The organism is Microbacter margulisiae (assembly GCF_014192515.1).
Classification (GTDB): domain Bacteria; phylum Bacteroidota; class Bacteroidia; order Bacteroidales; family Paludibacteraceae; genus Microbacter; species Microbacter margulisiae.
The window spans coordinates 1067594-1094021 of sequence record NZ_JACHYB010000002.1; the positions used below are offsets into that span (position 1 = coordinate 1067594).

General features: G+C 39.0%; 20 protein-coding genes. 9 read left to right on the plus strand and 11 right to left on the minus strand.

What is annotated here, in order from left to right; translation table 11 throughout:
- Positions 1-19 precede the first annotated feature (19 nt).
- Complete coding sequence (locus tag FHX64_RS13415) at positions 20-670, plus strand: WbqC family protein (RefSeq protein ID WP_183414351.1); 651 nt, start codon at positions 20-22, stop codon at positions 668-670.
- Positions 671-726: 56 nt separating this feature from the next.
- On the opposite strand, the gene FHX64_RS13420 is transcribed toward FHX64_RS13415, so the two are convergent.
- From FHX64_RS13420 to rpmH, 8 genes are all read right to left on the minus strand, one after another.
- Entirely contained in the window at positions 727-1188 is a 462-nt protein-coding gene (locus tag FHX64_RS13420) for a V-type ATP synthase subunit K (protein ID WP_183414352.1), read from the minus strand.
- An 84-nt stretch (positions 1189-1272) separates the two neighbouring features.
- On the minus strand, positions 1273-3108 hold the full coding sequence (locus FHX64_RS13425) for a V-type ATP synthase subunit I (protein WP_183414353.1): 1836 nt from the start codon (positions 3106-3108) through the stop codon (positions 1273-1275).
- Between the two features lie 40 nt (positions 3109-3148).
- Positions 3149-3748, minus strand: a complete 600-nt coding sequence (locus tag FHX64_RS13430) for a V-type ATP synthase subunit D (RefSeq protein WP_183414354.1) — start codon at positions 3746-3748, stop codon at positions 3149-3151.
- 106 nt (positions 3749-3854) lie between these two features.
- A complete protein-coding gene (locus FHX64_RS13435; protein WP_183414355.1) occupies positions 3855-5174 on the minus strand; it encodes a V-type ATP synthase subunit B in 1320 nt (439 codons plus the stop codon).
- 32 nt (positions 5175-5206) lie between these two features.
- Positions 5207-6961 carry a V-type ATP synthase subunit A gene (locus tag FHX64_RS13440; protein WP_183414356.1) on the minus strand — a complete coding sequence of 585 codons (1755 nt, stop codon included), beginning with the start codon at positions 6959-6961 and terminating at the stop codon, positions 5207-5209.
- Between the two features lie 69 nt (positions 6962-7030).
- Entirely contained in the window at positions 7031-7870 is an 840-nt protein-coding gene (locus FHX64_RS13445) for a DUF2764 family protein (RefSeq protein ID WP_183414357.1), read from the minus strand.
- Positions 7871-7914: 44 nt separating this feature from the next.
- Entirely contained in the window at positions 7915-8505 is a 591-nt protein-coding gene (locus FHX64_RS13450) for a hypothetical protein (protein ID WP_183414358.1), read from the minus strand.
- 594 nt (positions 8506-9099) lie between these two features.
- A complete protein-coding gene (gene rpmH / locus FHX64_RS13455; protein ID WP_183414359.1) occupies positions 9100-9255 on the minus strand; it encodes a 50S ribosomal protein L34 in 156 nt (51 codons plus the stop codon).
- Positions 9256-9603: 348 nt separating this feature from the next.
- Here rpmH and FHX64_RS13460 point away from each other — a divergent pair, with 348 nt between their 5' ends.
- The 7 genes from FHX64_RS13460 to FHX64_RS13490 all read left to right on the plus strand — a co-directional run bounded on the left by FHX64_RS13460 (position 9604) and on the right by FHX64_RS13490 (position 22567).
- Positions 9604-10548 (plus strand): malate dehydrogenase, encoded by a 945-nt coding sequence (locus tag FHX64_RS13460; RefSeq protein WP_183414360.1) that lies wholly within the window; start codon positions 9604-9606, stop codon positions 10546-10548.
- A gap of 521 nt (positions 10549-11069) precedes the next feature.
- Positions 11070-12932 (plus strand): dihydroxy-acid dehydratase, encoded by a 1863-nt coding sequence (gene ilvD, locus FHX64_RS13465; protein WP_183414361.1) that lies wholly within the window; start codon positions 11070-11072, stop codon positions 12930-12932.
- An 88-nt stretch (positions 12933-13020) separates the two neighbouring features.
- On the plus strand, positions 13021-14715 hold the full coding sequence (gene ilvB / locus FHX64_RS13470; RefSeq protein WP_183414362.1) for a biosynthetic-type acetolactate synthase large subunit: 1695 nt from the start codon (positions 13021-13023) through the stop codon (positions 14713-14715).
- Positions 14716-14792: 77 nt separating this feature from the next.
- Complete coding sequence (gene ilvN / locus FHX64_RS13475; RefSeq protein WP_183414543.1) at positions 14793-15335, plus strand: acetolactate synthase small subunit; 543 nt, start codon at positions 14793-14795, stop codon at positions 15333-15335.
- Positions 15336-15505: 170 nt separating this feature from the next.
- The gene (gene pnp, locus FHX64_RS13480; protein ID WP_183414363.1) at positions 15506-17650 is read left to right on the plus strand and encodes a polyribonucleotide nucleotidyltransferase; all 2145 of its coding nucleotides are present in this window, start codon (positions 15506-15508) and stop codon (positions 17648-17650) included.
- Positions 17651-17988: 338 nt separating this feature from the next.
- Positions 17989-18426, plus strand: a complete 438-nt coding sequence (locus FHX64_RS13485; RefSeq protein WP_183414364.1) for a nucleoside deaminase — start codon at positions 17989-17991, stop codon at positions 18424-18426.
- A 16-nt stretch (positions 18427-18442) separates the two neighbouring features.
- A complete protein-coding gene (locus FHX64_RS13490) occupies positions 18443-22567 on the plus strand; it encodes a hybrid sensor histidine kinase/response regulator transcription factor (protein WP_183414365.1) in 4125 nt (1374 codons plus the stop codon).
- On the opposite strand, the gene folB is transcribed toward FHX64_RS13490, so the two are convergent.
- The 3 genes from folB to FHX64_RS13505 are packed head-to-tail and all read right to left on the minus strand — an operon-like array spanning position 22557 to position 24875.
- The gene (folB, locus tag FHX64_RS13495) at positions 22557-22925 is read right to left on the minus strand and encodes a dihydroneopterin aldolase (protein ID WP_183414366.1); all 369 of its coding nucleotides are present in this window, start codon (positions 22923-22925) and stop codon (positions 22557-22559) included. The genes FHX64_RS13490 and folB overlap by 11 nt on opposite strands.
- A gap of 8 nt (positions 22926-22933) precedes the next feature.
- Complete coding sequence (locus FHX64_RS13500) at positions 22934-24016, minus strand: LptF/LptG family permease (RefSeq protein WP_183414367.1); 1083 nt, start codon at positions 24014-24016, stop codon at positions 22934-22936.
- 7 nt (positions 24017-24023) lie between these two features.
- Entirely contained in the window at positions 24024-24875 is an 852-nt protein-coding gene (locus tag FHX64_RS13505; protein ID WP_183414368.1) for an MBL fold metallo-hydrolase, read from the minus strand.
- A gap of 167 nt (positions 24876-25042) precedes the next feature.
- Here FHX64_RS13505 and FHX64_RS13510 point away from each other — a divergent pair, with 167 nt between their 5' ends.
- Positions 25043-26410, plus strand: a complete 1368-nt coding sequence (locus FHX64_RS13510; RefSeq protein WP_183414369.1) for a UDP-N-acetylmuramate--L-alanine ligase — start codon at positions 25043-25045, stop codon at positions 26408-26410.
- Positions 26411-26428: the final 18 nt, after the last annotated feature.

Below are 26428 nucleotides of genomic sequence, written 5' to 3' on the forward strand. Positions count from 1 at the left end.
TTTATTTGGATATTATTCCATGGAATTTTGTTCCGATATTTATGTAGCGGTTGCCTATCTGGCACCGCTACATTATTATGCAAGAATGCTTAACTGCAATCGGGTGGTCATTGAGCAGCATGAAAATTACATCAAACAAACGTATCGCAACCGTTGTATGATTTTATCCGCCAACGGAGCTATGCCTCTGTCTATTCCTGTCGACAAAGCAATGCCGGGGAAATGCCCTATCAGGGATATCCGATTATCAGACCACAATCCGTGGCAAATATTGCATTGGCGCTCTATTGAAGCAGCTTATAATTCTTCTCCTTTCTTTGAATATTATCGAGACGCTATAGAGCCCTATTTCCAGAAAAAATGGGACTTCCTGTTCGATTTTGATATTGCTCTTCAAGAGGCTATCTTATCTTGCCTTGATATGAATCCTGATATAACTTTCACGGACTCTTTTCAAAAAGACGTTGCTCCTGATGTGCTCGATCTCCGTTATTCGTTAGAACCTACAACAGAGCCTTTTCAGGCAGATCAAAACTACAAAGAGATATCTTATTATCAGGTATTTGATAAAAAATTTGGATTCATTCCCAATCTCAGTATCATCGATTTGTTATTCAACATGGGTCCCGAATCCCTACTCATCCTTGAACAGATGTTGACTGCCCACTAACAAAAAAGCCTGAGACATATTTGTCCAGGCTTTTTCATTACAGCAATTGACAGGGATTACATAGCAGGCGTCCCTAATGAAAGGCTTACCAAGAAAGCTGCAGCAACTGCAATAATTGAATATAATTCCGGGAATACAGCCAGAATCAATGTATTGTTAAATACTTCGTGTCCATTACCCATTGCGCTTGCACCATTTGCACAAACCTGCCCTTGACGGATTGAAGACAGCAACTCTACCAAACCAACAGCAATGCCTGTGAAACAAATAGCAATACCTTGAAAAATGGTAATGTGAGGAACAAGAAACGGACTCATCAAGAAATATCCCAAGAATCCCAACAACCCTTGCGAACCCGGCAAGGCTGTAAGTACCATTGCTTTCCCAAAAATATCCGGATTCTTCTTTAAGGCACCGATCACCGCATTACCGGCGATTGAAGTGCCATAAGCACTCCCGATGCTTGACAATCCAACCAAAAAAGCAATTCCAATGTAAGCAAACATAATAGGTTCCATAAAAAAATAATTTAGTAATTAATAAATGATTAGGTAATAATTCGATAATGATTTGTGCTGGCGACCGGTGCCAACAATTGAAAATTAAAGTAGTTTGAATTCTTCTTTGTACCGGGCAAAAGGTTTGTAACTTTTCCCTCCGCCAACAAAACCGGCATTCTTATAAAACTCGACAAACGTTAAACGTAAAGGATGGACAAACGAAGACAGGATTGCCATAAAAATATTAATACTGTGTCCAAACAACAAAATAAGGATCATCGCAAGCTGACTTACAACAGGCGTGCTTCCGCTCATTGTCGTCGCCAAACTATTGAATACAATGGCTAACACAGCACCTGCCACACTGATAGCAAACAAACGGATATAGGAAAGCACATCACCTAGCCAACCGGTTGCTTTTTCATAAGTATCCCAAAGGCCTTCGCCAATATTAATCAAAATGTTATGCCCCGGATGATTCAAAATAAAGATGCAAACGCCTCCTATCCCAAATACAATGTAATAAGGGATTTTAGCTTGTTCGGGACTAATCATTCCACCTTTTTGTAATCCTAAAATACCTACTGAACCTAAGACGACAATCAGCCAACCCCAGGTAGAAATTGTATGAGAAAACCCATCTGTCTTCATCCGGCTGATAGCCCTGACAAACTGGCCGAAAATGACCTGAATAGCTCCGACAATCAAGGAAGCATAGAACAATTTCACAGGGGTCAACATTAAATTCTCAACCGCTTTATACCAATGTGAAGCTGTTTTGATATCATATAATTCAATTCCTCCAAAATTACCGGTCACAATCCCCATCACAAACGCGGAAACTCCAAGATAAATAAGCAACCTCATCACTTGCTGCATCTCTTTTCTGACACGGCTGTAGAAATAAATTCCCACTCCGGCCAGCAACATTCCGTAAGCAGCATCAGCAAAACAGAACCCAAAGAAAAATGCATAAAACGGACCAAAATATGGAGTCAAATCAGTTTTATGATAATTCGGTAATTCATACAAACTTCCGATAAATTCAAAAGGTTTGATAAACTTGCTGTTTTTAAGTTTTACAGGCACATGATGGTCTTCTTTAAGTGGTTTCTCCGCCAAATAAAAAATACCATCTTCTTTCATTTTTTCTTTCAATATGCCACTATCTTCAGTAGGAGCATATCCTTGCAAAATCATCACCGAATTATCTGCTTCAGCCGTAGTATTCAATTCTACACGACGCATATCAACAGACTCAAAAACTTTATGTTGCGTTGCTTTGATCGATTCGATAAACTTCACGCAATCGGTAACACTTTGGTCAATTTTCTGATAATCTTCCTTAAGTAAGCTCAACTCTTCCTGTAGTTGAACCACATTTTTAGGACTTAGCCTTAATAAATCAGCATCCAATTCGAAGGATTCGCCTGCAGTGATGGTGATAAAATAAAGCATTGAATTAACCGAAGCCACTTCAAGTGCATGATACTGAGTCTTCCATTCTTCCTGAAATTTACTCGAGACGCAGCCATAAAAACGGATCTCAAGTCCCTGATCTTCAAGTTGATGAATCCGTTCCCAACTGAAACTTCCCCAAGGCGTCATACGTTCAATTTCCTTTTCAAGGACTAAACGTTGCTGACTCAATTTCTCTTGCTCTTGTAAGTATCCTTCCACCTTTTCGAGCACTTGCATTCCGTCAGCTGCTTCCGCTTTTTCAAATTGTTGATTTTCAACAATCCGTTTTTCCAATATCTTCAGTACGGATTTAAGCCTTGCTACCAGTTGCAGATTTGTTCGTAAAGCTTCGTCATCAGGAACTCCACCCGGCTTATGTGCAACATGCACTACACCTATTTCCCGTAATTTTTCGAGAAAAGCAGTGTATTCCTTGTGGTACACCAAAAAGGTGTATTTTTCCATTTCTACTATCATATCCTAATTCGTTTTTACTTCAACGATCGTCAAAATAAGTTCACTTCGATGCCTCAGCTGCTTGACGCGACTTTACAATCTTTTGCGCCGACTTCGACAAGTTTTCCTCATCTTCCATGAAACGCTTGATTTTTCGTATTGCATCATCATATCCGGGAATCTGTACCTTCTCAAACAAGTTAACTTTCTGGGTTGTTTTCTTGCGGGCTCTTTCCAACAACATCAGTTTCTGAGCCATAAATTCTTGTTCAATACCCATTTGTGCCAGTTCCTTCAACTGAGTAAGCCCATCAGCAAACCATATTGGAGAAGAAAAGATGCTAAACGGTTTGACAGAAAATTCCACTGTATCAAAAACAGGGACACGCACACCGGCTATTTTTTTCACTGTCATTTTTACATCTTCCACTTTAAGCAAAGTCGCATCAAATTCTCCCCATAATGCTATCATCTGATCATAAGCTCTCATGCTACTTTCAAACTTTGCAGTCAAGCGATTCAGGTCGTCCTTGGCACGTTTAACTTCAGAACGTAATGCGCTCTCCTTATTTTTGATGGTTGGCAAAGCCCGAACACGCACTTTCAATTGCTTTTCGAGATTTTGTAACGATGTCTTATTATATTGAAATGTTATTGCCATATCCGATTAATATGAAAGCATTTCTTTGAATCAAATTCAATCTAAATTAACTCTTTCAATTGGAATTTTTCCTTCAGTAAAACAACAAGTCAAGTTGCAATTTACATTATTGATTCCAATATTTACCAACAAATTCTTGTTTAATATTTACTTCTTCAACCCTGAAATAGCGTGAAAACAGTTTCCATGTTTCATTCAACATTTCCTCTGTTCCAATATTAACATCGATCGCTAAGATGGTTTCAGAGTAATCCTTTGCAAAAGATAATGCTCGTTCGTCATAGTTTGTCAAATCAAAACCATTTTCAAGCTTTGTTTTTGCATTAGCAGCATCAGCATACAAACGAACAGCTGCATTCATTACCTGCGGATGGTCTTCGCGGGTTTTCTTCCCGATTACCAATTGTTTCAAACGTGATAATGAACGGAATGGATCAACAATAACCTTCCCGATATCAGAATCACGACGCAGGAATAACTGTCCTTCAGTGATATATCCTGTGTTATCCGGTACGGCATTCGTAATATCACCGCCTGAAAGAGTTGTAACGGCAATAATGGTAATTGAACCGCCGGCAGGGAATTGCACAGCTTTTTCGTAGATTTTTGCAAGATCCGAATAAAGTGAACCCGGCATGGAGTCCTTGGACGGAATCTGATCCATACGGTTCGATACAATCGAAAGAGCATCAGCATACAGCGTCATATCCGTCAACAATACCAATACTTTTTGATTGTGATCAACAGCAAAATATTCAGCAGCAGTCAACACCATATCAGGAATCAACAAACGTTCCACAGGTGGATTTTCCGTAGTATTTACAAAACTGACAATCCGGTCAAGTACACCGGCATTATTAAATACGTTTTTGAAGTACAAATAATCATCATTGGTCAAACCCATACCCCCCAGAATAATCTTATCAGCTTTTGCACGCAAAGCTACATTCGCCATTACCTGATTAAATGGCTGGTCAGGATCGGCAAAAAATGGTATTTTCTGCCCGGATACCAATGAGTTATTAAGATCAATCCCAGCAATCCCTGTTGCAATAAGTTCGGAAGGTTGTAACCGGCGAACAGGATTTACAGAAGGTCCACCGATTTCACGGTCTTCACCTTCAATTTCGGGGCCACCATCAATAGGTTCACCGAAAGCGTTGAAAAATCGCCCTGCAAGTTGCTCACTTACCTTCAAAGTTGGAGCCTTCCCTAAAAAGATTACTTCTGCATTGGTTGGTATTCCTTCTGTCCCTTCAAAAACCTGTAAAGTAATCTCATCCCCCATAATTTTTACAACCTGTGCCAACTTGCCATTAACGGTAGCAAGTTCTTCGTTCCCAACTCCGGCAGCTTTCAACGTACATGTTGCCTTTGTGACCTGCGTGATCTTTGTGTATATCTTTTGAAATGCTTTTGTAGCCATGATAATAATCTCTTTTAATATGGATTGCCTTATTAAACCTGATGTTCTGCTAACAATTCATTGAGTTGTTGAATATATTTTTTGAAGTCATCCGACTGAAATTCAGCATAATTCATTTGCTTGCCAATATTAATAATCCGTTTAAAATAATCCATTACATCAACGAAATTATTAAACTGATAATCTGCACGACAAACGTCCATGATCAGATTAAGCATAAAATTCTGCCTTTCAATAGGACAAACAGCATCAATTTTATCAAAAGCATCTTGTTGAAGAATCACAAAGTCAATCAGTTCCGATTTCCAGAACGTAACGTGATAATCAATAGGAACGCTATCATCTCCCAAAATATTGATCTGTTCCTGAATTTCTTTCCCTCGTTGAAGCAGAGTCTTCATTTCATTCACTTTAGCAATCCAGTCAGGCGCAATAAGCGTGGAAATATATTCTTCAAATTCAGGATATTCAATGTATTTCGAGTAACTCTCAATAGGATTTACAGCAGGATAACGCTTGCTATCAGCACGTCTTTGCTCCAAAGCATAGAAGCATCTTGCCACTTTTTTAGTTGATTCGGTAACAGGCTCTTTCAGGTTACCCCCGGCAGGTGAAACTGTTCCGATGAAAGTAATCGATCCTGTTGCTCCATTGTTCAAATGGACAAAACCGGCACGTGCGTAGAAGTTAGCAATAATAGCAGATAAGTCCATCGGGAAAGCATCCGGACCAGGAAGCTCTTCCAAACGATTTGACATTTCCCGTAAAGCCTGCGCCCACCGCGATGTGGAATCGGCCATCAACACAACTTTCAACCCCATCGAACGGTAATATTCTGCAATTGTCATTGCGGTGTACACGCTAGCCTCACGCGCAGCTACAGGCATATTAGACGTATTTGCCACAATAATGGTTCGCTCCATCAACTTACGGCCCGTATGGGGATCTTCCAACTCAGGAAATTCCACAAAAATCTCAACCACTTCATTTGCACGTTCACCGCATGCAGCCATGATCACAATATTGGCATCTGCCTGTTTCGAAATAGCGTGCTGAAGCACTGTTTTGCCGGTACCAAAGGGACCTGGAATAAAACCGGTTCCACCTTCCACGATAGGATTTGCCGTATCAATAATCCTAACTCCGGTTTCCAATAAGCGATAAGGACGAGGTTTTTCTTTGTAGCAGGTAATAGCTTTTTTGACCGGCCACTTTTGAACCATATTTATTTGCAATTCTTTTCCTTGAGCATCCACAATGACAGCAATCGTGTCGAAAATCTTATATTGTCCTTCTTTGGCTATGGATTTTACCGTATAAGAACCTTCTATGACAAAAGGCACCATAATTTTGTGACTCTGAGCGTTTTCATCTACTTCTCCCAGCCAGCTTCCCGCTTCGACCGTGTCGCCTGCTTTCGCTAAAGGCTTAAAGTCCCATAATTTGTTCTCGTCAAGCGGAAACGTATATTCACCTCTTCGAAGGAAAACACCCTCCATTTTGTCCAAGTCGTTTTCCAAACCATCTAAGTTCCGTGATAGCAAACCAGGACCAAGTGTTACTTCGAGCATATGCCCGGCAAATTCAACATTTGAACCAACAGTCAGGCCACGAGTACTTTCAAACACCTGCACGTAAGCATTGACTCCAATAATTTTGATTACCTCGGCCATTAATTTTGCGTCGCCGGTTTCAATATAACAAATTTCGTTTTGAGATACTGGTCCATCTACCTCAACAATTACGAGGTTCGAGATGATCCCTTTCACTTTCCCTGTTGTTGACATATTTATGCAATATTGTTTTGTTTCATATTTATTCTATTCGAATGGCAATGCTTTTGTTGAAATATTTAGCTAAGCTATTTCAGGAAGCTTCACATCCTTTTTCAAGGAATCGATTATTCCCTGAAATACCGTTTCTCCTGTTTCTTTCTTCAAAGGCAGCCAACGTTCGATAATTTGCAACTTGATGATGTATACAGCCAAAACTTCCAATGTAAAATACTCGAATACAGTATGTTCTTCAAGCCATTGCCATTTCAGCAAATCAATCCGGCGTTCACGCTCCAACCAGTCAGTCATTTCTGCAATGCGAATTACCAGATCAGTCTCTTCAAAAAAATCACTTACCCCAAAATCACGGGCATTCGTCGTACGTAAAATAGTAGCTACGTCATTATTCCCAACTATTGCTGTTTGAATATCATATCCAAACTTACGACATGTAAAAGCAGCTAACAAGTTATGAATATTCAGATTAAACTCAAACCAACGATGCAGTAGTTTATTTTTGCATTGAAGTGCATTTTCATAGTAAAGCGTCATTAACTGATCTTCCCACGAAAGTGATTCAAAAAGCATTTTCTCTTCCCAAAAGGCATGGGCGAAGGTAGCAAAATAGGCAGGGGTACTTTTAATTTTAGAATCTTCGTCTTCTTTCAATAAAGTAAGAATATCGTCAAAATCACTTCTTTGCAGATTTCCAACCGGATTTAATTCTGCCTCCTGATTTTTTAGATAAGCCAACCAATTTTGAGCCTCGTATTTTTCAAAAATAAGATTTACCAATTCGAGATCCCGCGTTGGAAGCGATTCAGTCAATGTTTGTCTAAATTCTTTAAGAGATAATGATAACTTTGTATCATCCGGCTTTACTTCAGGAAGTCCGGCAACAAGGTAATAGTATTTGCTCATTGTAATTTGTTTATTACAAATGATTTGCACATCACTGTGAATAATTAAAATAAAAGATCAACGAGTTTAGGACGTAAAAATTCTTTGAAATACGCATCAAACTCTTCTTCTCCGAATTTAATTTTGTAACTGCCATTTTCCAGTTGCAAGGTAAAGTCAGCTTTGCGTCCATTGACTTCTTTAATAACAACTTTTTCGTTGAGTAACGATTTGGCATTAGCAGCAAAATAATCGCTTAATGACTTTGCATCAGCTGTTTCTATTGTTATATTTTCTTTCTTAGCCCAGTTTTGAACGAAGGTCAAAACTACCTTCTGCATAAATTCCTTATCTGCGAGTGCAGCCTTAATAGAATCACTAACAATTTTCCCATTTACTAAGTTTGTAATCTCAGTTTTAAGTGCTTCAACAGACTGACGAGCAAACAATTTCAATTCAGAGCGGGTATTCTTATCCAATTCTTCTGAATCTTTTTTTGCCTGCTGTACAATGTCTGCTGCTTCTGCTTTAGCTTTTTCCACAATAGCCATAGCATCCTCACGGGCTTTAGCAAGTAGGGTGGCTGCTTCTTCTTTCCCTTTTTCAACCCCTTCAAGATAAATTTTATCCGTCAGCTCTTTTAATGTATCGTTCATAGAATATTATATGTAAAATAAGTTTGTACTCGCACTGCAAATGTACTTCTTTAATCACAAGAAATGCCATTCAAAATAAGCAAAAAAATATTTTTAAGTTTATTTTGAACTTACTTTCAATAATTTGACTAGGGAAATTTGAAAAGCACTATCTTTTTCATGACTGAGAATTTACTAAAAATCAACTTTATCAAGTGAACACTTGCTTATTTATTCTTCCAAAGTTAAACTATTGTCCTCCTTTGAAAATACATTCATTAAATCAAGAATATACAGAAATTACAAGGATTTAAATCAACATTCTTAGAGTAACAATAAATTCATTATTCATATAAAAAACAGATACTTACAAAATAAAAAAGTGACTACTTACATATGTGTTTTTATTTTTTAAATACAGGATACGTTTGTGTGATACAGAGGTTAGCAAACCAACAATGCATCTTCACCAGAAAATTTGCAATATTTAATTTTAGACACATTCTCCTCATAAATCAAGCTGACTTTCTTTCTTTGCTGGAAACTATAAAAAAATACGGCAATCATATCTACAAAAGACATGATTGCCGTATCCTTAAAACAAAATTACTTTTGTTATTTCTTATGCATTTCGTCAGAAACAGTCAATACTTTTCTACCTTTGGCACGACGTGCGGCCAAAACGCGACGACCATTTGCGGTTGCCATGCGTTCGCGGAATCCATGTTTGTTTCTGCGTTTAGTGTTCGATGGTTGGAATGTCCTTTTCATTGCTGTTTAATTTATATGATTATATTCTATTCGTCAGATTTTGGGCCGCAAAGATAGCGCTTTTTATTCAACAATCCAAGCCATTGTTTATGTTCTGAAAATAAACAGCACTCATGTCGTAAAGCCCTAAAGTCATTCAAATCCAAAAACTCCAACAAATAAAGCACATATATCCTTTTATATCAATATACTAAATACAATTCAGCAAATACATTTAGGCGAGTAAAGAATGATTATTCTTTTTTATGGAAAATAATTACGGAAATAATTCTCTAATAAATATTTCTCATGTAACTTTGCCGCCATTAAATAGAAAAAGAGAACAAATCATATAAAATCAATAGAATTATGACAAAAGTAACAATCGTAGGAGCAGGGAATGTAGGGGCAACGTGTGCCAACATACTAACAATCAGCGATGCAGCATCAGAAATTGTATTAATCGATATCAAGCCAGGTTATGCCGAAGGGAAAGCTTTGGATATTATGCAAAGCCAACCTACCCGCTGTTTTGGCTGTAAGTTAATTGGAGTAACAAGTGATTACAGTAAAACAGCCAACTCGGATGTCGTAGTTATTACCTCAGGGTTACCACGTAAGCCGGGAATGACCCGTGAAGACCTAATCGGCGTAAATGCTGGGATCGTAAAAGAAGTGGTAAGCAATGTACTGGAATATTCGCCAAATGCTATTCTGATTATCATCAGCAATCCGATGGACACAATGACCTATTTAACATGCAAGACATCCAATTTGCCCAAAAACAGAGTTATTGGATTTGGTGGCGTATTGGACAGCTCTCGGTTCGTATACTATTTAAGTCAGGCTTTGAACACAAACGCTTCCAATATTGATGGTATGGTAATTGGCGGACATGGAGATACAACCATGATTCCTCTCAAACGATTAGCACACTGCAAAGGTGTTTCTGTTTCCGAATTATTACAAGAAGACAAATTAAATCAGGTAGTAGCAGACACAATGGTAGGCGGTGCAACTTTAACAAAATTGCTAGGGACATCAGCCTGGATGGCACCTGGGTCTGCAGCAGCATTCATGGTAAAAGCTATCCTTCACGATGAACAACGTGTTATTCCATGTTCCGTCTATTTAGAAGGAGAGTACGGCCAAAACGATATTTGTTTGGGCGTTCCTGTAAAAATAGGAAAGAATGGATGGGAGAGCATTGTAAACCTGAAATTAGACGAAGAAGAAAAAGCGTTGTTTGAAAAAAGTGCCGCAGCTGTACGCACAATGAACAATGTACTTCACGATATGAAAATCATCGAATAATAAGTTAAGTTATTATTACTTTTCCATACTTGGTTAAGAGGTTTCCTCGTGAGAGAAGGCCTCTTTTTTTATGCTTCTCAGGGAAAAACAAACAGAAAATTCAAATGAAAATTTTGGCATCATTCATGAATTAAGTTAATTTCATGCTATTGCCAATATAAAAAACGCTATTTGTTGTTTTCATCAAAACGATATAATTGATTCTCTTTTAAAAGAAAACAAGAGCTTTAAAAACGAAATTCATTGCCAAACAAAGTTTTTTATAGCAAATTGTTGCATTTTCAAAAAATGGCATTACCTTTGTCCCAACAAAACAGTACAATTATGACGAATTCTTTGTTACTAGTGAACGTGGTGGTCCTTTTGGTTAAATCCTAAAGGTGAGACGGGCATGTAGTAACATGAATAAATAAAACAACAAGAAAGCCTTTCTCACCAAATGTGTGAGAAAGGCTTTCTTGTTGTTTATAAAGAAAGAACTAAATTCGCAACATAAAAATAATCCTTTTATCAAAAGCATTATGATCGACTCATCAACAAACCACAGTACAAATCCAAAGTCAATTTCACTTCGGAGCAACGCAACAACCCAGGGGAGATTAATGGCAGGCGCACGCTCATTATGGCGTGCTAATGGAATGCAAAATGAACAAATGGGGAAACCTCTTATTGCTATTGTCAACTCATTTACCCAATTTGTACCGGGACACATGCATTTACATGCAATCGGACAAGAGATAAAAAAAGAAATCGAGCAGTTGGGATGTTTTGCCGCCGAGTTTAATACCATAGCAATAGACGATGGCATTGCAATGGGACATAACGGGATGCTCTACTCACTTCCATCACGGGATTTAATTGCCGACAGTGTAGAATATATGGTCAACGCCCATAAAGCAGATGGAATGATTTGCATCAGTAATTGCGATAAAATTACGCCGGGCATGTTAATGGCTTCGATGCGATTGAATATACCCACTGTTTTTGTTTCGGGAGGACCAATGGAAGCCGGGAAATGGGGCGATAAAGAACTGGATTTGATTGATGCCATGGTTTTAAGCGCAGACGAACAGGTAAGCGACGAAGATCTCGTTCAAATTGAAAATGCAGCTTGCCCTACATGCGGTTCATGTTCGGGTATGTTTACGGCAAATTCCATGAACTGTTTAAATGAAGCTATTGGAATGGCGTTACCAGGGAATGGAACTATCGTTGCCACACATGCAAATCGCAAAAAACTTTTCACTCAGGCAGCACAATTAATCGTTGCCAACTGTAATAAATATTATTTCGAAGGAGACACTTCTGTTCTCCCCCGCTCCATTGTTACAAAACCTGCCGTCCTAAATGCTATGACACTCGATATTGCCATGGGAGGATCAACAAACACAGTTTTGCATCTTCTGGCTATCGCCCAGGAAGCCCAGGTTCCATTTTCAATGCAGGATATTGACCAGCTTTCGCGCAAAACACCTGTACTTTGTAAGGTAGCTCCAAACTCACATTATCATATTCAAGATGTAAACAGAGCCGGAGGAATTCTTTCCATATTGGGAGAATTAGCAAAAAAAGGACTCATTGACGAATCGGTAAAACGCGCTGATGGATTAACCCTTAGCGAAGCAATCGATCAATATAGTCTGACATCACCACATGTATCTGAAAAAGCAGTTGAATTATGGGAAAGCGCTCCCGGACATAAATTTAACCTGGTTATGGGCTCGCAGAATTCGAGATACAAGGAATTGGATAATGATCGCACAAGCGGATGTATTCGTGATGTTGAACATGCATACGCCAAGGACGGCGGCTTAGCTATTTTGTATGGAAATATAGCTCTTGATGGATGTGTTGTCAAAACGGCAGGAGTGGATTCTTCCATTCTTCATTTTGAAGGAACAGCAAAAGTATTTAATTCCCAGGAAGCTGCAGTAAATGGCATTTTAAATGGATCGGTAAAGGCAGGCGATGTCGTTGTTATCATTTATGAAGGGCCTAAAGGCGGCCCCGGCATGCAGGAAATGCTTTATCCGACATCCTATATTAAATCAAAAAAATTGGGAAAAGAATGCGCTTTGATCACCGATGGTCGTTTTTCAGGAGGAACATCTGGATTGTCTATCGGTCATATTTCTCCGGAGGCAGCATCAGGAGGAAACATTGGATTAGTACATGACGAAGATAAAATCATCATTGACATACCAAATCGATCAATTCAGTTGGACATTTCCGATAAAGAACTTGAAGTAAGACGTCAAAAAGAAAGCAGTCTGGGAAGTATCGCCTTTACACCAAAAGGGAGAGACAGGGAGATTTCCAAAGCATTAAAAACCTATGCACTACACGTAAGCTCCGCTGATAAGGGAGCAATACGGATTATCTAATTAAAAATAAATAAAGCTAGTAATAACTCTATGCGGGAATTATATTTGAAATCAATTGTAATATGCCGCATACAAAAATTATCCAAGTATGAGCAATGAGAAAATTTCAGGAGGAGAAGCGTTAATGCAAGCCTTCCTGGCCGAAGGCGTTGAAACAATTTTCGGATATCCTGGCGGAGCAATTATGCCAGCTTACGATGCATTATATGATTTCAGAGACAAACTGCGCCATGTGTTGGTTCGACATGAACAAGGAGCAGCCCATGCCGCCGAAGGATATGCCCGTGTAACAGGAAAAACAGGAGTTGTGTTGGTAACCTCAGGGCCAGCAGCCACAAACGTGATCACAGGTGTCACAGACGCAATGATCGACAGCACTCCTATGGTTGTTGTCACCGGACAAGTCGTTTCATCCTTACTTGCAACTGATGCCTTTCAGGAAACCGACGTGGTTGGCATTACTCAACCTATCACAAAATGGAGCTACCAAATTCGTAGCGCTTCAGAAATAGCATGGGCAGTTGCTCGCGCTTTCTATATCGCACGGGAAGGCAGACCTGGCCCTGTAGTGCTCGATCTGACCAAGAATGCACAAACAGAACTTATTGATTTTCAATATGAAAAATGCACTTTCATTCGTAGTTATATTCCTTTCCCGAAACCGGACAAGAAATATATTGAAGAAGCTGCTAAAATCATCAACCAATCTGTTCGCCCTTATGCCATTATTGGACAGGGAGTTATTCTTGGAAATGCAGAAAAAGAAGTACTTGCTTTCTTAGAGAAGGCACAAATTCCCGTAGCCAGCACATTGCTCGGGTTGTCAGCAATACCTTCCCAACATCCGCTTTTCAAAGGAATGCCTGGCATGCATGGGAAATATAGCTGTAATGTCAAAATGAACGAGTGTGATGTGCTCATCGGCATTGGTATGCGATTTGACGATAGAATTACCAGCACGTTAGATAGTTTCGCCAAACAGGCAACCGTACTGCATTTTGATGTTGATCCTGCAGAAATGCACAAAAACGTGAAAGCACATGTCCCTGTTTTGGGAAATGTAAAAGAAACAATTCCATTAGTAACCGAATTGCTGAATAAAGGGAATCATGACGAATGGATCAAAAGCTTTGATTCATATGATACTATTGAATATGAAGAAGTTATTAAAGAAGAATTGAATCCTACAAGCAATGACATCAAAATGGGAGAAGTCATCAACAAAATATCCGGGAAAACCCATCATGACGCCATTTTTGTGACAGATGTAGGACAAAATCAAATGATGGGAGCCCGTTATTCCCAATTTACCAAAAGCAGAAGCTTTGTTACTTCAGGAGGATTGGGAACCATGGGATTCGGACTTCCTGCCGCTGTAGGAGCAAAAATAGGATCTCCGGAGCGTATCGTTTGCCTTTTCTCCGGTGACGGAGGCTTCCAGATGTCTATCCAGGAGTTAGGAACGATTATGCAGGAGCATATTGGAGTAAAAATGGTGGTGCTCAATAATAACTTCCTGGGAATGGTACGGCAATGGCAGGAAATGTTTTTCGATGAACGATATTCTTTTACCACAATGCATAATCCTGATTTTGTTGCAATAGCAGCCGCTTATGGGATTAAAGGGAAACATATCAAAAACCATGACGAACTGGACAGTGCCATTGAGGAGATGTTTAAAGATGACGAGCCTTATTTGCTCGAAGTCAAGATTGAACCTAAAGGAATGGTATTCCCGATGGTTCCGTCAGGAGCCCCAATCAGCGATGTCCGCCTTAAATAAATGGACTCATTGACTATTTTCTTTCATTAATAACTTATCAACAAACTCTTTACTTAAAAGAGATTCAGGAGGAAATGATTATGGAACAAACACTTTATACCGTCATTGTATTTTCAGAGAACAGACCCGGGTTGCTAAACCAGGTATCCATTATTTTTGCACGCCGCCGTTTAAACATAGAGAGTCTTACCGTCTCGGCATCATCCATTCATGGGATTCATAAATTTACCATCACGGCGACCACAGATAAAGATACGATTTCAAAAGTCGTTAAAGAACTAGAGAAACGCATTGATGTTCTGAAAGCCTATTACTATGTTGACAGTGAGATTATATACCAGGAAATAGCCCTTTACAAGGTGGATACGGAAGCTGTTTTGAATAGCGATGCCATTGAAGAGTTGGTGCGAAAATACAATGCCCGCTTTTTAGAAATCACCCGTTCATTTTCGGTTATTGAAATGGCAGGACACACCGATGAGATTGAAGAATTGTATAATGCATTGAATGAATTCGGCGTCATGCAATTTGTGCGTTCAGGAAGAATAGCGATCACAAAGTCTACCAAAGAATTATTAAGCGACTTCTTGGCAGAACGTAAGCTGGACGATCCTAATTAAAGCTTACCAGCTGAAAAACCTTAGCCTCAAGCCAGTTGCATTTACGGCAACGCTTGAGGCTTTTTTATAATCAAATAAATATCACTACATTAAAGCAATAGGTAGAATGAATAAATTGTCGTATCTTTGCATCAACTTAAGGAATATAAACAATTAACACTATTTCAAAGATGAATGTAGTAACAAAAACCGTCACACTGAGTGACGGACGCACCATTTCCATTGAAACAGGCAAATTGGCAAAACAAGCCAATGGAGCTGTGGTGGTTAAAATGGGCAACACCATGTTGTTGGCAACGGTCTGTGCAGCCAAAGATGCTGTTCCAGGCACTGATTTTATGCCACTTTCTGTTGATTACAAAGAAAAATATGCTTCTTCAGGAAGATTTCCCGGAGGCTTCACACGTCGGGAAGGTCGTCCTTCTGATTATGAAATTTTAGTTTCACGTTTGGTCGATCGTGCCTTACGTCCTCTCTTCCCTGATGATTTTCATGCTGAGACTTTTGTTAACGTCATGCTCATTTCTGCAGACGGAATAGATATGCCTGATGCTTTAGCCGGGTTGGCAGCTTCTGCTGCCATTGCAGTATCGGACATTCCTTTCAACGGGCCTATTTCAGAAGTTCGGGTTGCACGTATTGATGGCGAATTTGTTATCAATCCGACGTTTGAACAACTCCAGAATGCCGACATCGATATCATGGTTGCAGCAACAATTGACAACATCATGATGGTAGAAGGAGAAATGGATGAGGTAGGAGAAGAAGATCTGCTAGCCGCAATGAAAGCTGCCCACGAAGCCATTATCCCACAGTGTAAGTTACAATTGGAACTCATGGAGGCTGTTGGAAAAAGCACAAAACGCACCTATTGCCATGAAGAAAACGATGAAGAGCTCCGCAAAGATATTCAGGATAAAACATATGCCGAGACATACGCTTTGGCAAAATCAAAAAATACGGACAAGCATGCACGTGAAGATGCATTCAACGCAGTTAAAGAGGCTTATATAGCAACTCTTGAGCCGGAAGCAGCTACAGCAAAGGCAGGACTTATCAACCGGTATTATCATGATGTGGAAAAAGAAGCCATGCGTCGCGCTATCCTGGACGAAGGCATACGTCTCGATGGAAGATCCACTACCGAAATCCGCCCTATCTGGTCGGAAGTAGATTATCTGCCTGGTGCACATGGTTCAGCTATTTTTACCCGTGGAGAAACACAATCACTAACCACTGTCACTCTTGGAACCAAACTAGATGAAAAAATTGTAGACGATGCATTAATCCAAGGAAAAGACCGTTTTTTGTTGCATTACAATTTCCCTCCGTTCTCAACCGGAGAAGCCAAGGCTTCCAGAGGAACAGGACGTCGTGAAATTGGGCATGGAAATTTAGCTCTTCGCGCTTTAAAACGTATGATACCGGAAGACTATCCTTATGTTGTCCGCGTAGTTTCCGACATTCTCGAATCCAACGGATCATCTTCTATGGCAACAGTCTGTGCCGGCACATTGGCTTTGATGGATGCGGGCGTTGCTATCAAGAAACCTGTTTCAGGAATTGCCATGGGACTGATCTCTGAAAACAAAGGCAAAAATTTTGCTGTTTTATCAGACATTTTGGGGGATGAAGACCACTTAGGAGACATGGACTTCAAGGTTACCGGAACCCGCGATGGGATCACCGCTACTCAAATGGATATCAAAGTAGACGGATTATCATACGAAATCCTTGAAAAAGCGCTTAACCAGGCTCGTGCAGGCAGATTATATATTTTGGACAAAATTGCCGAAACTATTCAGGAGCCACGTGAAGACTTGAAACCTCATGCACCACGCATTGTCGTTATGGCTATTCCGAAAGACATGATCGGGGCTGTCATTGGCCCTGGTGGAAAAATCATCCAGGGAATTCAAGCTGAAACAGGAGCCACCATTGCTATTGAAGAAATTGGAAATATTGGCCGCGTAGAAATTGCAGCGACAAACAAAACTTCTTTAGATGCTGCCGTTGACCGGGTTAAAGGCATCACAGCTGTACCTGAGGTTGGAGAAACATATCATGCCAAGATTAAATCCATCATGCCTTACGGCGCTTTCGTCGAATTTCTGCCAGGCAAAGAAGGTCTTCTACACATCTCCGAAATTGCTTGGAAACGCCTTACGACGGTTGAGGAAGCAGGCTTAAAAGAAGGAGATTCAATTGAAGTGAAACTGGTAGAGATTGATCAAAAAAGTGGAAAATTCAAATTGTCACATAAAATTCTCACACCACGTCCACCCAAAGAAGAAGGAACTCATCAGCAGCAATAAAAGATCGTATTTTACCATCCTAAAGCGGCAATCCTTATTGAAAAACGACGGATCGCCGCTTTTCTTATATTCAATTCCATCGTTTGAATAGATGAATAAATCTTTTTGAACATGAAAAATTTGGGAAAGCCGTTCTTGGATGTGGAAAGAACTCACCAAAAACAAAAGTTTTTCTCGGATTTCAAATAACCATCTCAACACTCCCAAAATTCACATAAGTTCATAACAAAATTTTAGATTAAACTTTCATGCAGATAATCAACGTTTTCAACTATCTTTGCCAATAGAAAACCGATTGGTATCTGACAAAGAAAACGAATCATTCTGTATCCAAAATTATGCTGGACGATATTTATTTCATGAAACAAGCGCTTCTCGAAGCCCGCAAAGCGGTACAACAAGGAGAAGTACCTATTGGTGCAGTTGTTGTTTGGCAAAACCAAATTATCGCCCGCGCTCACAATCAGACAGAAATATTGAACGACGTGACAGCTCATGCCGAAATGTTGGCCATCACAGCCGCATCGTCAACATTAGGGGGAAAGTATCTTACAGAATGCACAATCTATGTCACTGTTGAACCCTGTTTAATGTGTGCAGGAGCATTAGCATGGGCGCAAATCGGTAAAATCGTTTATGCTACCAAAGACGAAAAACGAGGATTTCAACTTTTTACATCCAACGCCCTACATCCAAAGACACAACTTATAAAGGGGCCCTTAGAAGAAGAATGTGCTACACTTATGAAAGAATTCTTCAAGGCAAAACGGAGATAACATGAAATAAGGATCAATGAAAAGAATCTCTTTTTTATGGTTCACATTGTTTTGCTTTGGAATTTTACAGGCAAATAATTCATATGATTTCAAACGGTTAGATATTGCCAACGGACTTTCAACAAATCAAACCCGATCAATTTTCAAAGATTCACATGGATTTATGTGGTTTGGGACGGCGTTTGGTCTGAATCGGTATGATGGTTCGGAGTTCACTCTTTTTCAGCATAGACGTAATGACGCCACCTCTATTCCATCCAACAATGTAGGAGCCATCCAGGAAGCTTATGACGGGAAACTATGGATCACAACCGGGCCATCTCAAACAATCTATAACCCAACAACAGAAACATTTTCACAGACAATTCAACTCGCAATACACAAACTGGGGATTAACGCAATGGCAACCCACGTTTTTATCGATGCTTCGAAGAATTACTGGATTTCAACTTCTCAACAAACCGTTATAGTTTATGATGTCCATCAGAAAAAGATTATTCCAATTCTTTCGACCACCCATTATGGTTCTTTGGCAGACTTAAAGCAGGTTGGAAATAGATATTGGCTAATATTTAATTCAGGGATTTTAGCTCAATATGATTATCCTACAAAAAAAATCATTTCTCAGACAGATTTTCTTAAACAACAGTTTGCCCCTGTAACACATCCCTTTCAAATCTTTGTAGATAACGACGACGACGTCTGGATTTATTCGCAGGGAAGTGATATGAAAGGAATGTACCTGTTTCATCCTAAAACAAATCAATGGGAACAAATCACGTCAAATAGCAAACATTTCCCGTTATCGTCAGATTTGGTGACAGATATTATCCAAGATAATCAAGGCCTTTTATGGATTGGCACTGACCATGGTGGAATTACTTTAATTGACAAAAAAACAGGAAAAACAACTTACTTAGAAAATAATTCCGATGACGACCGTACCATCAGCCATAACAGTATTACAGCATTGTACAAAGACAACGATGGTATTATTTGGGTTACAACTTATAAAAATGGCATTTGTTATTATCATAAAAGTGTATACAAGTTTGCCTTAATACACCACGAAGCTTCCAATCCCAATAGTTTACCAACAAACGATATAAATTGTTTTTACGAAGATCCACAAAAGACACTTTGGCTTGGTACAGATGAAGAAGGATTATTTGCTTATTATCCAGCCTTAAAGAAATATGTGCATTATGCTCACCATGACGGACACAATTCCATAAGCAGCAATGTAGTTTTGTGCATTAACCCCGACACAAAAGGAAATTTATGGATCGGATCGTTCCACGGTGGGCTTGACCGGTTTGACGGGAAACATTTTACTCATTTTCCACTATATTCCAAAGGGAAAACTCCTCCGACAAATAGTGTTTATTGTCTCTTGAATGATTCTTACGGAAACTTATGGGTAGGATTTTTCGGAGAAGGAATTTTTTTGCTAAATGCAAAAACAGGTCATTATACTTCTTGTGCTCCATATATCAATCAAAGCGGCGACTTCCGTTATCCGACGGCAATTCTCGAGATGAAATCAGGAGAAATTTTATTTGGCAGTTCCAACGGCATTGTGTCTTATAATCCATCGAAAAAACGTTTTACAAACCATAATCTCCCAAATGAAAATAAATGGCCATTGAGTAATGAAACAATTAATGGTATGATTCAGGATTCCCGCGGTTGGGTTTGGATCGGGACAAACGAAGGAATTACCCTTTATCAGCCAAAGAATCAAAGATTCACCTGGCTGACTGTCAAGGACGGTTTGCCTGACAACATTGTACAAACAATATTGGAAGATAATCAGCACAATATGTGGGCTGCAACGATGAACGGATTAAGCGAAATCTACGTTTCGACAAGCAATGGACAAAATCATTTCCGTTTTTGTAATTATGACGAATCCGACGGATTGCAAAGTCGTGAATTCAATCGTTATGCCGCCTACAAAACCAGTAATGGGAACCTCCTTTTCGGAGGATTAAACGGATACAACCGTTTTTCTCCAAATGATATTATGCTCAACAAAATTTCTCCTCACATTCTTTTTACTTCATTGCGAGTTTTCAATCAGGTAATTTCTCCCGGGGAAAAATTTGAAGGGAAAATGATATTATCTAAACCTCTTTATGACACACACACCATTCATTTGAAACATACTGAAAATATGTTTTCCATTGAGTTCTCAGCATTTAACTTTCTTGTCCCTTCAAAAACAGAATATGAATATAAACTCGATAACTTTGACCGTCAATGGACGAAGATTATTGGAAAAACCGGAAAGGTAACCTATACCAATCTTAATCCCGGCACATATACATTACTTGTACGCGCTGCAAATAATGATCATTTATGGAGTAAACAGACGGCTAAGCTATTCATTGTTGTTGATCCTCCTTTCTGGTTCACAACATGGGCAAAAATAATATATGTTCTGTTATTCGCTCTGATTCTTTTTCTGATATATAAATATCTTGTACGCAGAGCAAAAAAGAAATTTGAACGCGAGAAAGAAATTGCAGAAAGTAAACGTATTCATGAATTCGATGAGATGAAACTACGATTTTTCACGAACATCAGTCATGAATTCCGAACACCGCTATCTTTAATTATCAATCCATTGGAACAGCTTGTAAAAGAATCCCGTTTCAATGAAAAGGAAATGTCATTATTCGAAATCATGCATCGCAATGCCAAACAGCTTTTGCAGTTAGTCAATGAATTGCTTGATTTTCGTAAACTGGAAACGTCAGGACATCAGATTTCATACTCATATGGAGATTTTGTAAATTGTATATCAGATATATGCAGTTCGTTCGAATCACTATCTAAAGACAAAAATATCAGTTTCACCTTCGCCTCTTCCACTCCCGAAATGAAAACTCAATTCGATGAAGGGAAAGTGCGGAAGATCATAACAAACTTATTGTCTAATGCTTTCAAATTCACACCACAAGGAGGGAAAATAGAAGTTACTTTATCATTTACAAAAGATCTTCATGTAAATGATACCATTGCCATTATAGCAGTCGCTGATACAGGAATAGGGATTCCGGATAATGAGAAGGAAAAAATATTTGAAAGATTTTATCAGGCACATTCTTCTGATAATCAAAATATATCTGGGAGTGGGATCGGGCTTCATCTCTGTAAAGAATTTGCAACTATGCTTGGTGGCAGCATAGAGGTAAAAAGCGAAACCGGGAAAGGAAGCATTTTTACCCTGCAAATTCCATTACAGGTTCCAACAAATGATTCGCACGGTAGTGCAACGGAGATAACTAAACTCGGGAAGACTCAGCTTCAGTTATTGCCATTGGCGGAGCAAAACATTCAAAACAAAAAAGAAATTACCATTTTATTAGTTGAAGATAATGTCGATTTTCGAAAATTTCTCCGAATCAATCTTACCCCTTATTATACTATTCTAGAGGCGGCAAATGGGAAAGAAGCCTGGCCGATTATATTGTCAAAATTACCTTCGCTCATTATCAGCGATATTATGATGCCTGAAATGGACGGTATTACCTTATGTAAGAAAATCAAAGACGACGAGCGATCATGTTCCATACCAGTCATTTTACTGACTGCCAAGAACACAGATCAGTCCAGGATACAAGGATTTGAAGGAGGAGCCGACGAATATATTTGCAAACCTTTCAATATGGATCTGTTATTCGTACGCATTCAGGGCTTACTTCACGAAAGACAGGAAAAAGCAGACAAGATGAACGTTCTCCTAAATATAGCTTTCAAGGAAAAACGCGATAATTCTGCTGACAATCAAATCTTGTTCAAAGTCATATCCTGTATCGAAAAAAACATGGAACGTCCTGATTTTTCGGTAGAAGAACTAAGCCGTTATTTAGGAATGACCCGTGCAACTTTATATAACAAACTGCTTGCTATAACAGGTAAAACTCCTGTAGAATTTATTCGTGTCATTCGACTAAAGCAGGCCGAGAATCTTTTGAAATCCAATCAATTCACCATATCAGAAGTGGCCTATAAAGTAGGATTTAATTACCCCAAATATTTCAGGCAATACTTTAAAGTTGAGTTTGGAGTATCTCCGAAAGAATATATTCAACAAAATCGAAAAGCGAATGAGCCGGTAAAAACTAAGGATTAGATGCTCGATGCTTTTCTAAAACAACCGTGACTCTTTCAACCTCCCCCCCAAGCGGAGGATGTAATTTTGACAAACGAATTTCAACATATTGAAGGGCAGGAAAAGATTGCATCAATTGAGTCAAAATACGTTCAGCTAAATGTTCCAGTAGCATTGAAGGAATCATCATCTGTTTTTTTACGAGTTGATAAACAGCCTCATAATTAACCGTATCCGACAAGTGATCTGTTTGAACAGAATTTCCAAACGGAAAATCAAGCTGTAAATCGATTACAAAATCATTTCCAATGCGTTGCTCTTCGGCATAAACGCCATGAAAAGCATAAAATCGCATGTTCTCAAGCAAAATTCGTCCCATAAATCATATTATTGACTTGCCCGATGATATAACATGACTCCTACGATTAGGAATAAGATATTTGGTAACCACACCGCAATAAAAGGAGGCAAGGTTCCATTCACTGCAAAAGTAGAAGAGACAGTTGAAAATAAAATATACAACGCACTCAATGCCAGACCTATCCCAATGTGCAACCCCATTCCTCCCCGTATTTTGCGTGAGGCCAAAGAAACTCCGATTAATGTCAATATAAAAGCAGCCAATGGATTAGCAAACCGTTTATCATATTCAACAACAAATGCGCCAATATCACCCACACCTCGTTGTTTTTGCCTCGAAATATAGCCATGCAGCGCACCATTAGTCATTTGGGGAGCTTCCTGAAAGGTAATAAAGAAATCAGCAGGCTGCATCAAAATAGTAGTATCCAACCTATTTCCGCGTTTGATCTGTTCTCTCAACCCATTAAATTGACGAATCAGATAATTCTTTGCTGTCCAACGATATGCTGAATCCCATCGAATACTATCCGCAGTCAATCTGGAGATCAAACTATTTCCCCTAAATTGATCCAAAGAAAATCGTGTTCCCACGTTACTCTTTGATTCAAAACGCTCTATGTATGCAACCACATTTTTTTCAACCTTCATTTGAATGTTTTGCGCATTATCTGTCATGAAAGGTTTTACGTACTTATTTTCAAACTTTAACCTGACACGATTGGCCGGCGGAATAATATACCCACTGAGGACAAAAGTAAGAGATGCAATAATAGCTGCAGAAATGGCATAAGGAACCATTAGTCGCCGAAAACTCATTCCGCTTGATAAAATAGCGACAATCTCAGTATTTCCTGCCAGCTTTGAAGTGAAATAAATAACAGATATAAACGTAAATAAGGGGCTGAACAGATTGATAAAATATGGAATGAAATTGAGGTAATAACTAAAAACGATTGCTTTTAATGGAGCATGGTGATCATAAAAAGCATCCATTTTCTCACTGGTGTCAATCACAATCACAATACTAATTATCAGCACAATAGAAAAGAAATAAGTGCCAATGAATTTTTTTATAATGTAATAATCAATCTTTTTGAGTGAAAACATTGGGAGATTATTTCTTGATAAGTAAATCAGCCACCTTGCCTTGCTCTGTGGCCCGATATTTCCCGTTGATTATTTCTATGCGACAACTTTCAAAATATGCATCATGTTCAAAAAACAAAAGCTGGCGTTTCTCTGCTGCCTCATTCAGAAGTCTTTCTTTATCTTCCATTGATGTAATTGGGAATGTATCGTACGCAGAAACCCACGCAATCGGAATAGAGGCAACAACGGGAATCACATCACCCACATAAACCAATGTATTCTCGTCGTCATAAGAAATATATGGGACTAGCTGGCCGACAGTGTGCCCATGAAACAATTTCAACATTACCCGATCATCAATTTTTATCTCTTTATCAACAAGTTGAAGTTTCCCTGCCTGCAGCACAGGCAGCATATTTTCTGTAAAGTAAGAATCTCCCTCGCGCACATTAGGTTGCAAAAAATTTTCCCATTGGACACGACCTACCCAAACCAATGCATTAGGGAAAGTTAATCCGACAGTTTTATTTTCATCAACAAAAGAAGTTGTTCCTCCGCAATGGTCAAAATGCAAGTGCGTCATCACCACATCCGTAACCTGTTCACACGTATAACCGTGTTGTTTTAAAGCTTCTCCAAAATCAACGATTTCCGTAAAATCGTAATATTTTAAATATTCAAGCTGTTTCTTCCCTGCTCCCGAATCAATCAGAATCAAGCGATTATTAGTCTCAATCAGCAACAACCTCATTGCCAATCGACAGAAATTTTGATCGTTACACGGATATCTTTTTTGCCAGACACGTTTTGGAACAACACCAAACATTGCTCCTCCATCGACATGAAAAAAACCTGCTTCAATCGTCGTTATCTTCATAAAAACGTTGTAATTTTGCAGCGAAATTAGAAAGAATAGTTAGAACTGCAAAACACCCTTGATTATACGGCTTAAACGAAGATGATGAATGACATTTACGCGGAAATGATGTAATTTTAAGCCATTTAAATCTTTCAACAAGCATAACATAAAACAGGGTATCATATATGAAACATCTTCATTTTATCGCAATTGGCGGTGCAGCGATGCACAATTTAGCCATTGCAGTGAGTAAAAAGCAAAACTATATCATTACGGGATCAGATGACGAAATCTTTGAACCCTCCAAAAGCCATCTGATTAAAGCTGGCCTTTTACCCGAAAAAATGGGGTGGTTCCCTGAAAAAATCACAAAAGAGCTTAACGCTGTGATTGTCGGGATGCACGCAAGAGCTGATAATCCTGAATTGCTGCGGGCTAAAGAATTAGGACTCGACATTTATTCATTCCCGGAATATTTGTACTATCAAACGCAGAAAAAAACAAGGATAGTTGTTGGTGGAAGCCATGGAAAGACAACCACTACCGCATTGATTTTGCATGTCCTGCACAAACGCAGCATGCCGGTTGATTACATGGTTGGAGCTCAGCTTGATGGTTTTGAGACAATGGTAAAACTTTCATATGATGCTCCAATTGCTGTTTTCGAAGGGGATGAATATTTATCTTCTCCTTTGGACCCACGCCCAAAATTTCATCTTTATCATCCGCATATTGCAGTTTTAACAGGTATTGCCTGGGATCATATCAACGTTTTTCCTACTTTCGAAATGTATGTGGATCAATTCAAAAAATTTGCCGATCTTATTGAACGTGACGGGCGACTTATTTATAATGGAAAAGATCCTGAAGTACAGAATATTGCTACTAATTTACGGACTGACATTGTTGCTATACCTTACGATGATCCTGAATATGAAATTTCCAACAGTATTACCTCGATCATCTATAAAGGAGTAAAATATCCGTTGCAGGTATTTGGAGAACATAATTTGCAAAATATTGCTGCAGCTTGCTTGGTTTGTAAACAGTTAGGTGTTCAGGAAAATGATTTTTATGCTGCAATCCAAGACTTTAAAGGAGCGTCAAATCGCTTGCAAAAAATCGCCGAAACAACCGATGCCATCGCTTATAAGGATTTTGCACATGCTTCATCAAAGGTCAAAGCAACAGTTGACGCGGTAAAAAGACAATATCCAGACAAAGAACTAGTAGCTTGTCTGGAATTACACACATTCAGCAGTTTGCAAGCTGAGTATTTGCCTCAATACCATGATTGCATGAAAAATGCTGACAAAGCATTCATTTACTTCAACCCCGAAGTAATTGCACATAAACAATTACCCCCTCTTTCTGAGCAATCGGTTAAAGAAGCATTCGGAGAAGATAATGTGCACGTATTTTCTGACAGTTCATTATTGCAAAGTGCTTTACGAAGCATAAATTTTCAGAATAAAGTATTGCTATTCATGACTTCAGGAACTTTTTCAGGGATTAACCTTGAAATATTTGCAAATGAGCTGTTGAAACGATAACTTTATCGGATTCAATTC

What these genes read in the sequence shown, in the direction of transcription:
- FHX64_RS13415 (WP_183414351.1), top strand. Translation starts at nt 20, where the DNA reads ATGGAATTTTGTTCCGATATTTATGTAGCGGTTGCCTATCTGGCACCG.
- FHX64_RS13420 (WP_183414352.1), bottom strand. Translation starts at nt 1,188, where the DNA reads ATGGAACCTATTATGTTTGCTTACATTGGAATTGCTTTTTTGGTTGGA.
- FHX64_RS13425 (WP_183414353.1), bottom strand. Translation starts at nt 3,108, where the DNA reads ATGATAGTAGAAATGGAAAAATACACCTTTTTGGTGTACCACAAGGAA.
- FHX64_RS13430 (WP_183414354.1), bottom strand. Translation starts at nt 3,748, where the DNA reads ATGGCAATAACATTTCAATATAATAAGACATCGTTACAAAATCTCGAA.
- FHX64_RS13435 (WP_183414355.1), bottom strand. Translation starts at nt 5,174, where the DNA reads ATGGCTACAAAAGCATTTCAAAAGATATACACAAAGATCACGCAGGTC.
- FHX64_RS13440 (WP_183414356.1), bottom strand. Translation starts at nt 6,961, where the DNA reads ATGTCAACAACAGGGAAAGTGAAAGGGATCATCTCGAACCTCGTAATT.
- FHX64_RS13445 (WP_183414357.1), bottom strand. Translation starts at nt 7,870, where the DNA reads ATGAGCAAATACTATTACCTTGTTGCCGGACTTCCTGAAGTAAAGCCG.
- FHX64_RS13450 (WP_183414358.1), bottom strand. Translation starts at nt 8,505, where the DNA reads ATGAACGATACATTAAAAGAGCTGACGGATAAAATTTATCTTGAAGGG.
- rpmH (WP_183414359.1), bottom strand. Translation starts at nt 9,255, where the DNA reads ATGAAAAGGACATTCCAACCATCGAACACTAAACGCAGAAACAAACAT.
- FHX64_RS13460 (WP_183414360.1), top strand. Translation starts at nt 9,604, where the DNA reads ATGACAAAAGTAACAATCGTAGGAGCAGGGAATGTAGGGGCAACGTGT.
- ilvD (WP_183414361.1), top strand. Translation starts at nt 11,070, where the DNA reads ATGATCGACTCATCAACAAACCACAGTACAAATCCAAAGTCAATTTCA.
- ilvB (WP_183414362.1), top strand. Translation starts at nt 13,021, where the DNA reads ATGAGCAATGAGAAAATTTCAGGAGGAGAAGCGTTAATGCAAGCCTTC.
- pnp (WP_183414363.1), top strand. Translation starts at nt 15,506, where the DNA reads ATGAATGTAGTAACAAAAACCGTCACACTGAGTGACGGACGCACCATT.
- FHX64_RS13485 (WP_183414364.1), top strand. Translation starts at nt 17,989, where the DNA reads ATGCTGGACGATATTTATTTCATGAAACAAGCGCTTCTCGAAGCCCGC.
- FHX64_RS13490 (WP_183414365.1), top strand. Translation starts at nt 18,443, where the DNA reads ATGAAAAGAATCTCTTTTTTATGGTTCACATTGTTTTGCTTTGGAATT.
- folB (WP_183414366.1), bottom strand. Translation starts at nt 22,925, where the DNA reads ATGGGACGAATTTTGCTTGAGAACATGCGATTTTATGCTTTTCATGGC.
- FHX64_RS13500 (WP_183414367.1), bottom strand. Translation starts at nt 24,016, where the DNA reads ATGTTTTCACTCAAAAAGATTGATTATTACATTATAAAAAAATTCATT.
- FHX64_RS13505 (WP_183414368.1), bottom strand. Translation starts at nt 24,875, where the DNA reads ATGAAGATAACGACGATTGAAGCAGGTTTTTTTCATGTCGATGGAGGA.
- FHX64_RS13510 (WP_183414369.1), top strand. Translation starts at nt 25,043, where the DNA reads ATGAAACATCTTCATTTTATCGCAATTGGCGGTGCAGCGATGCACAAT.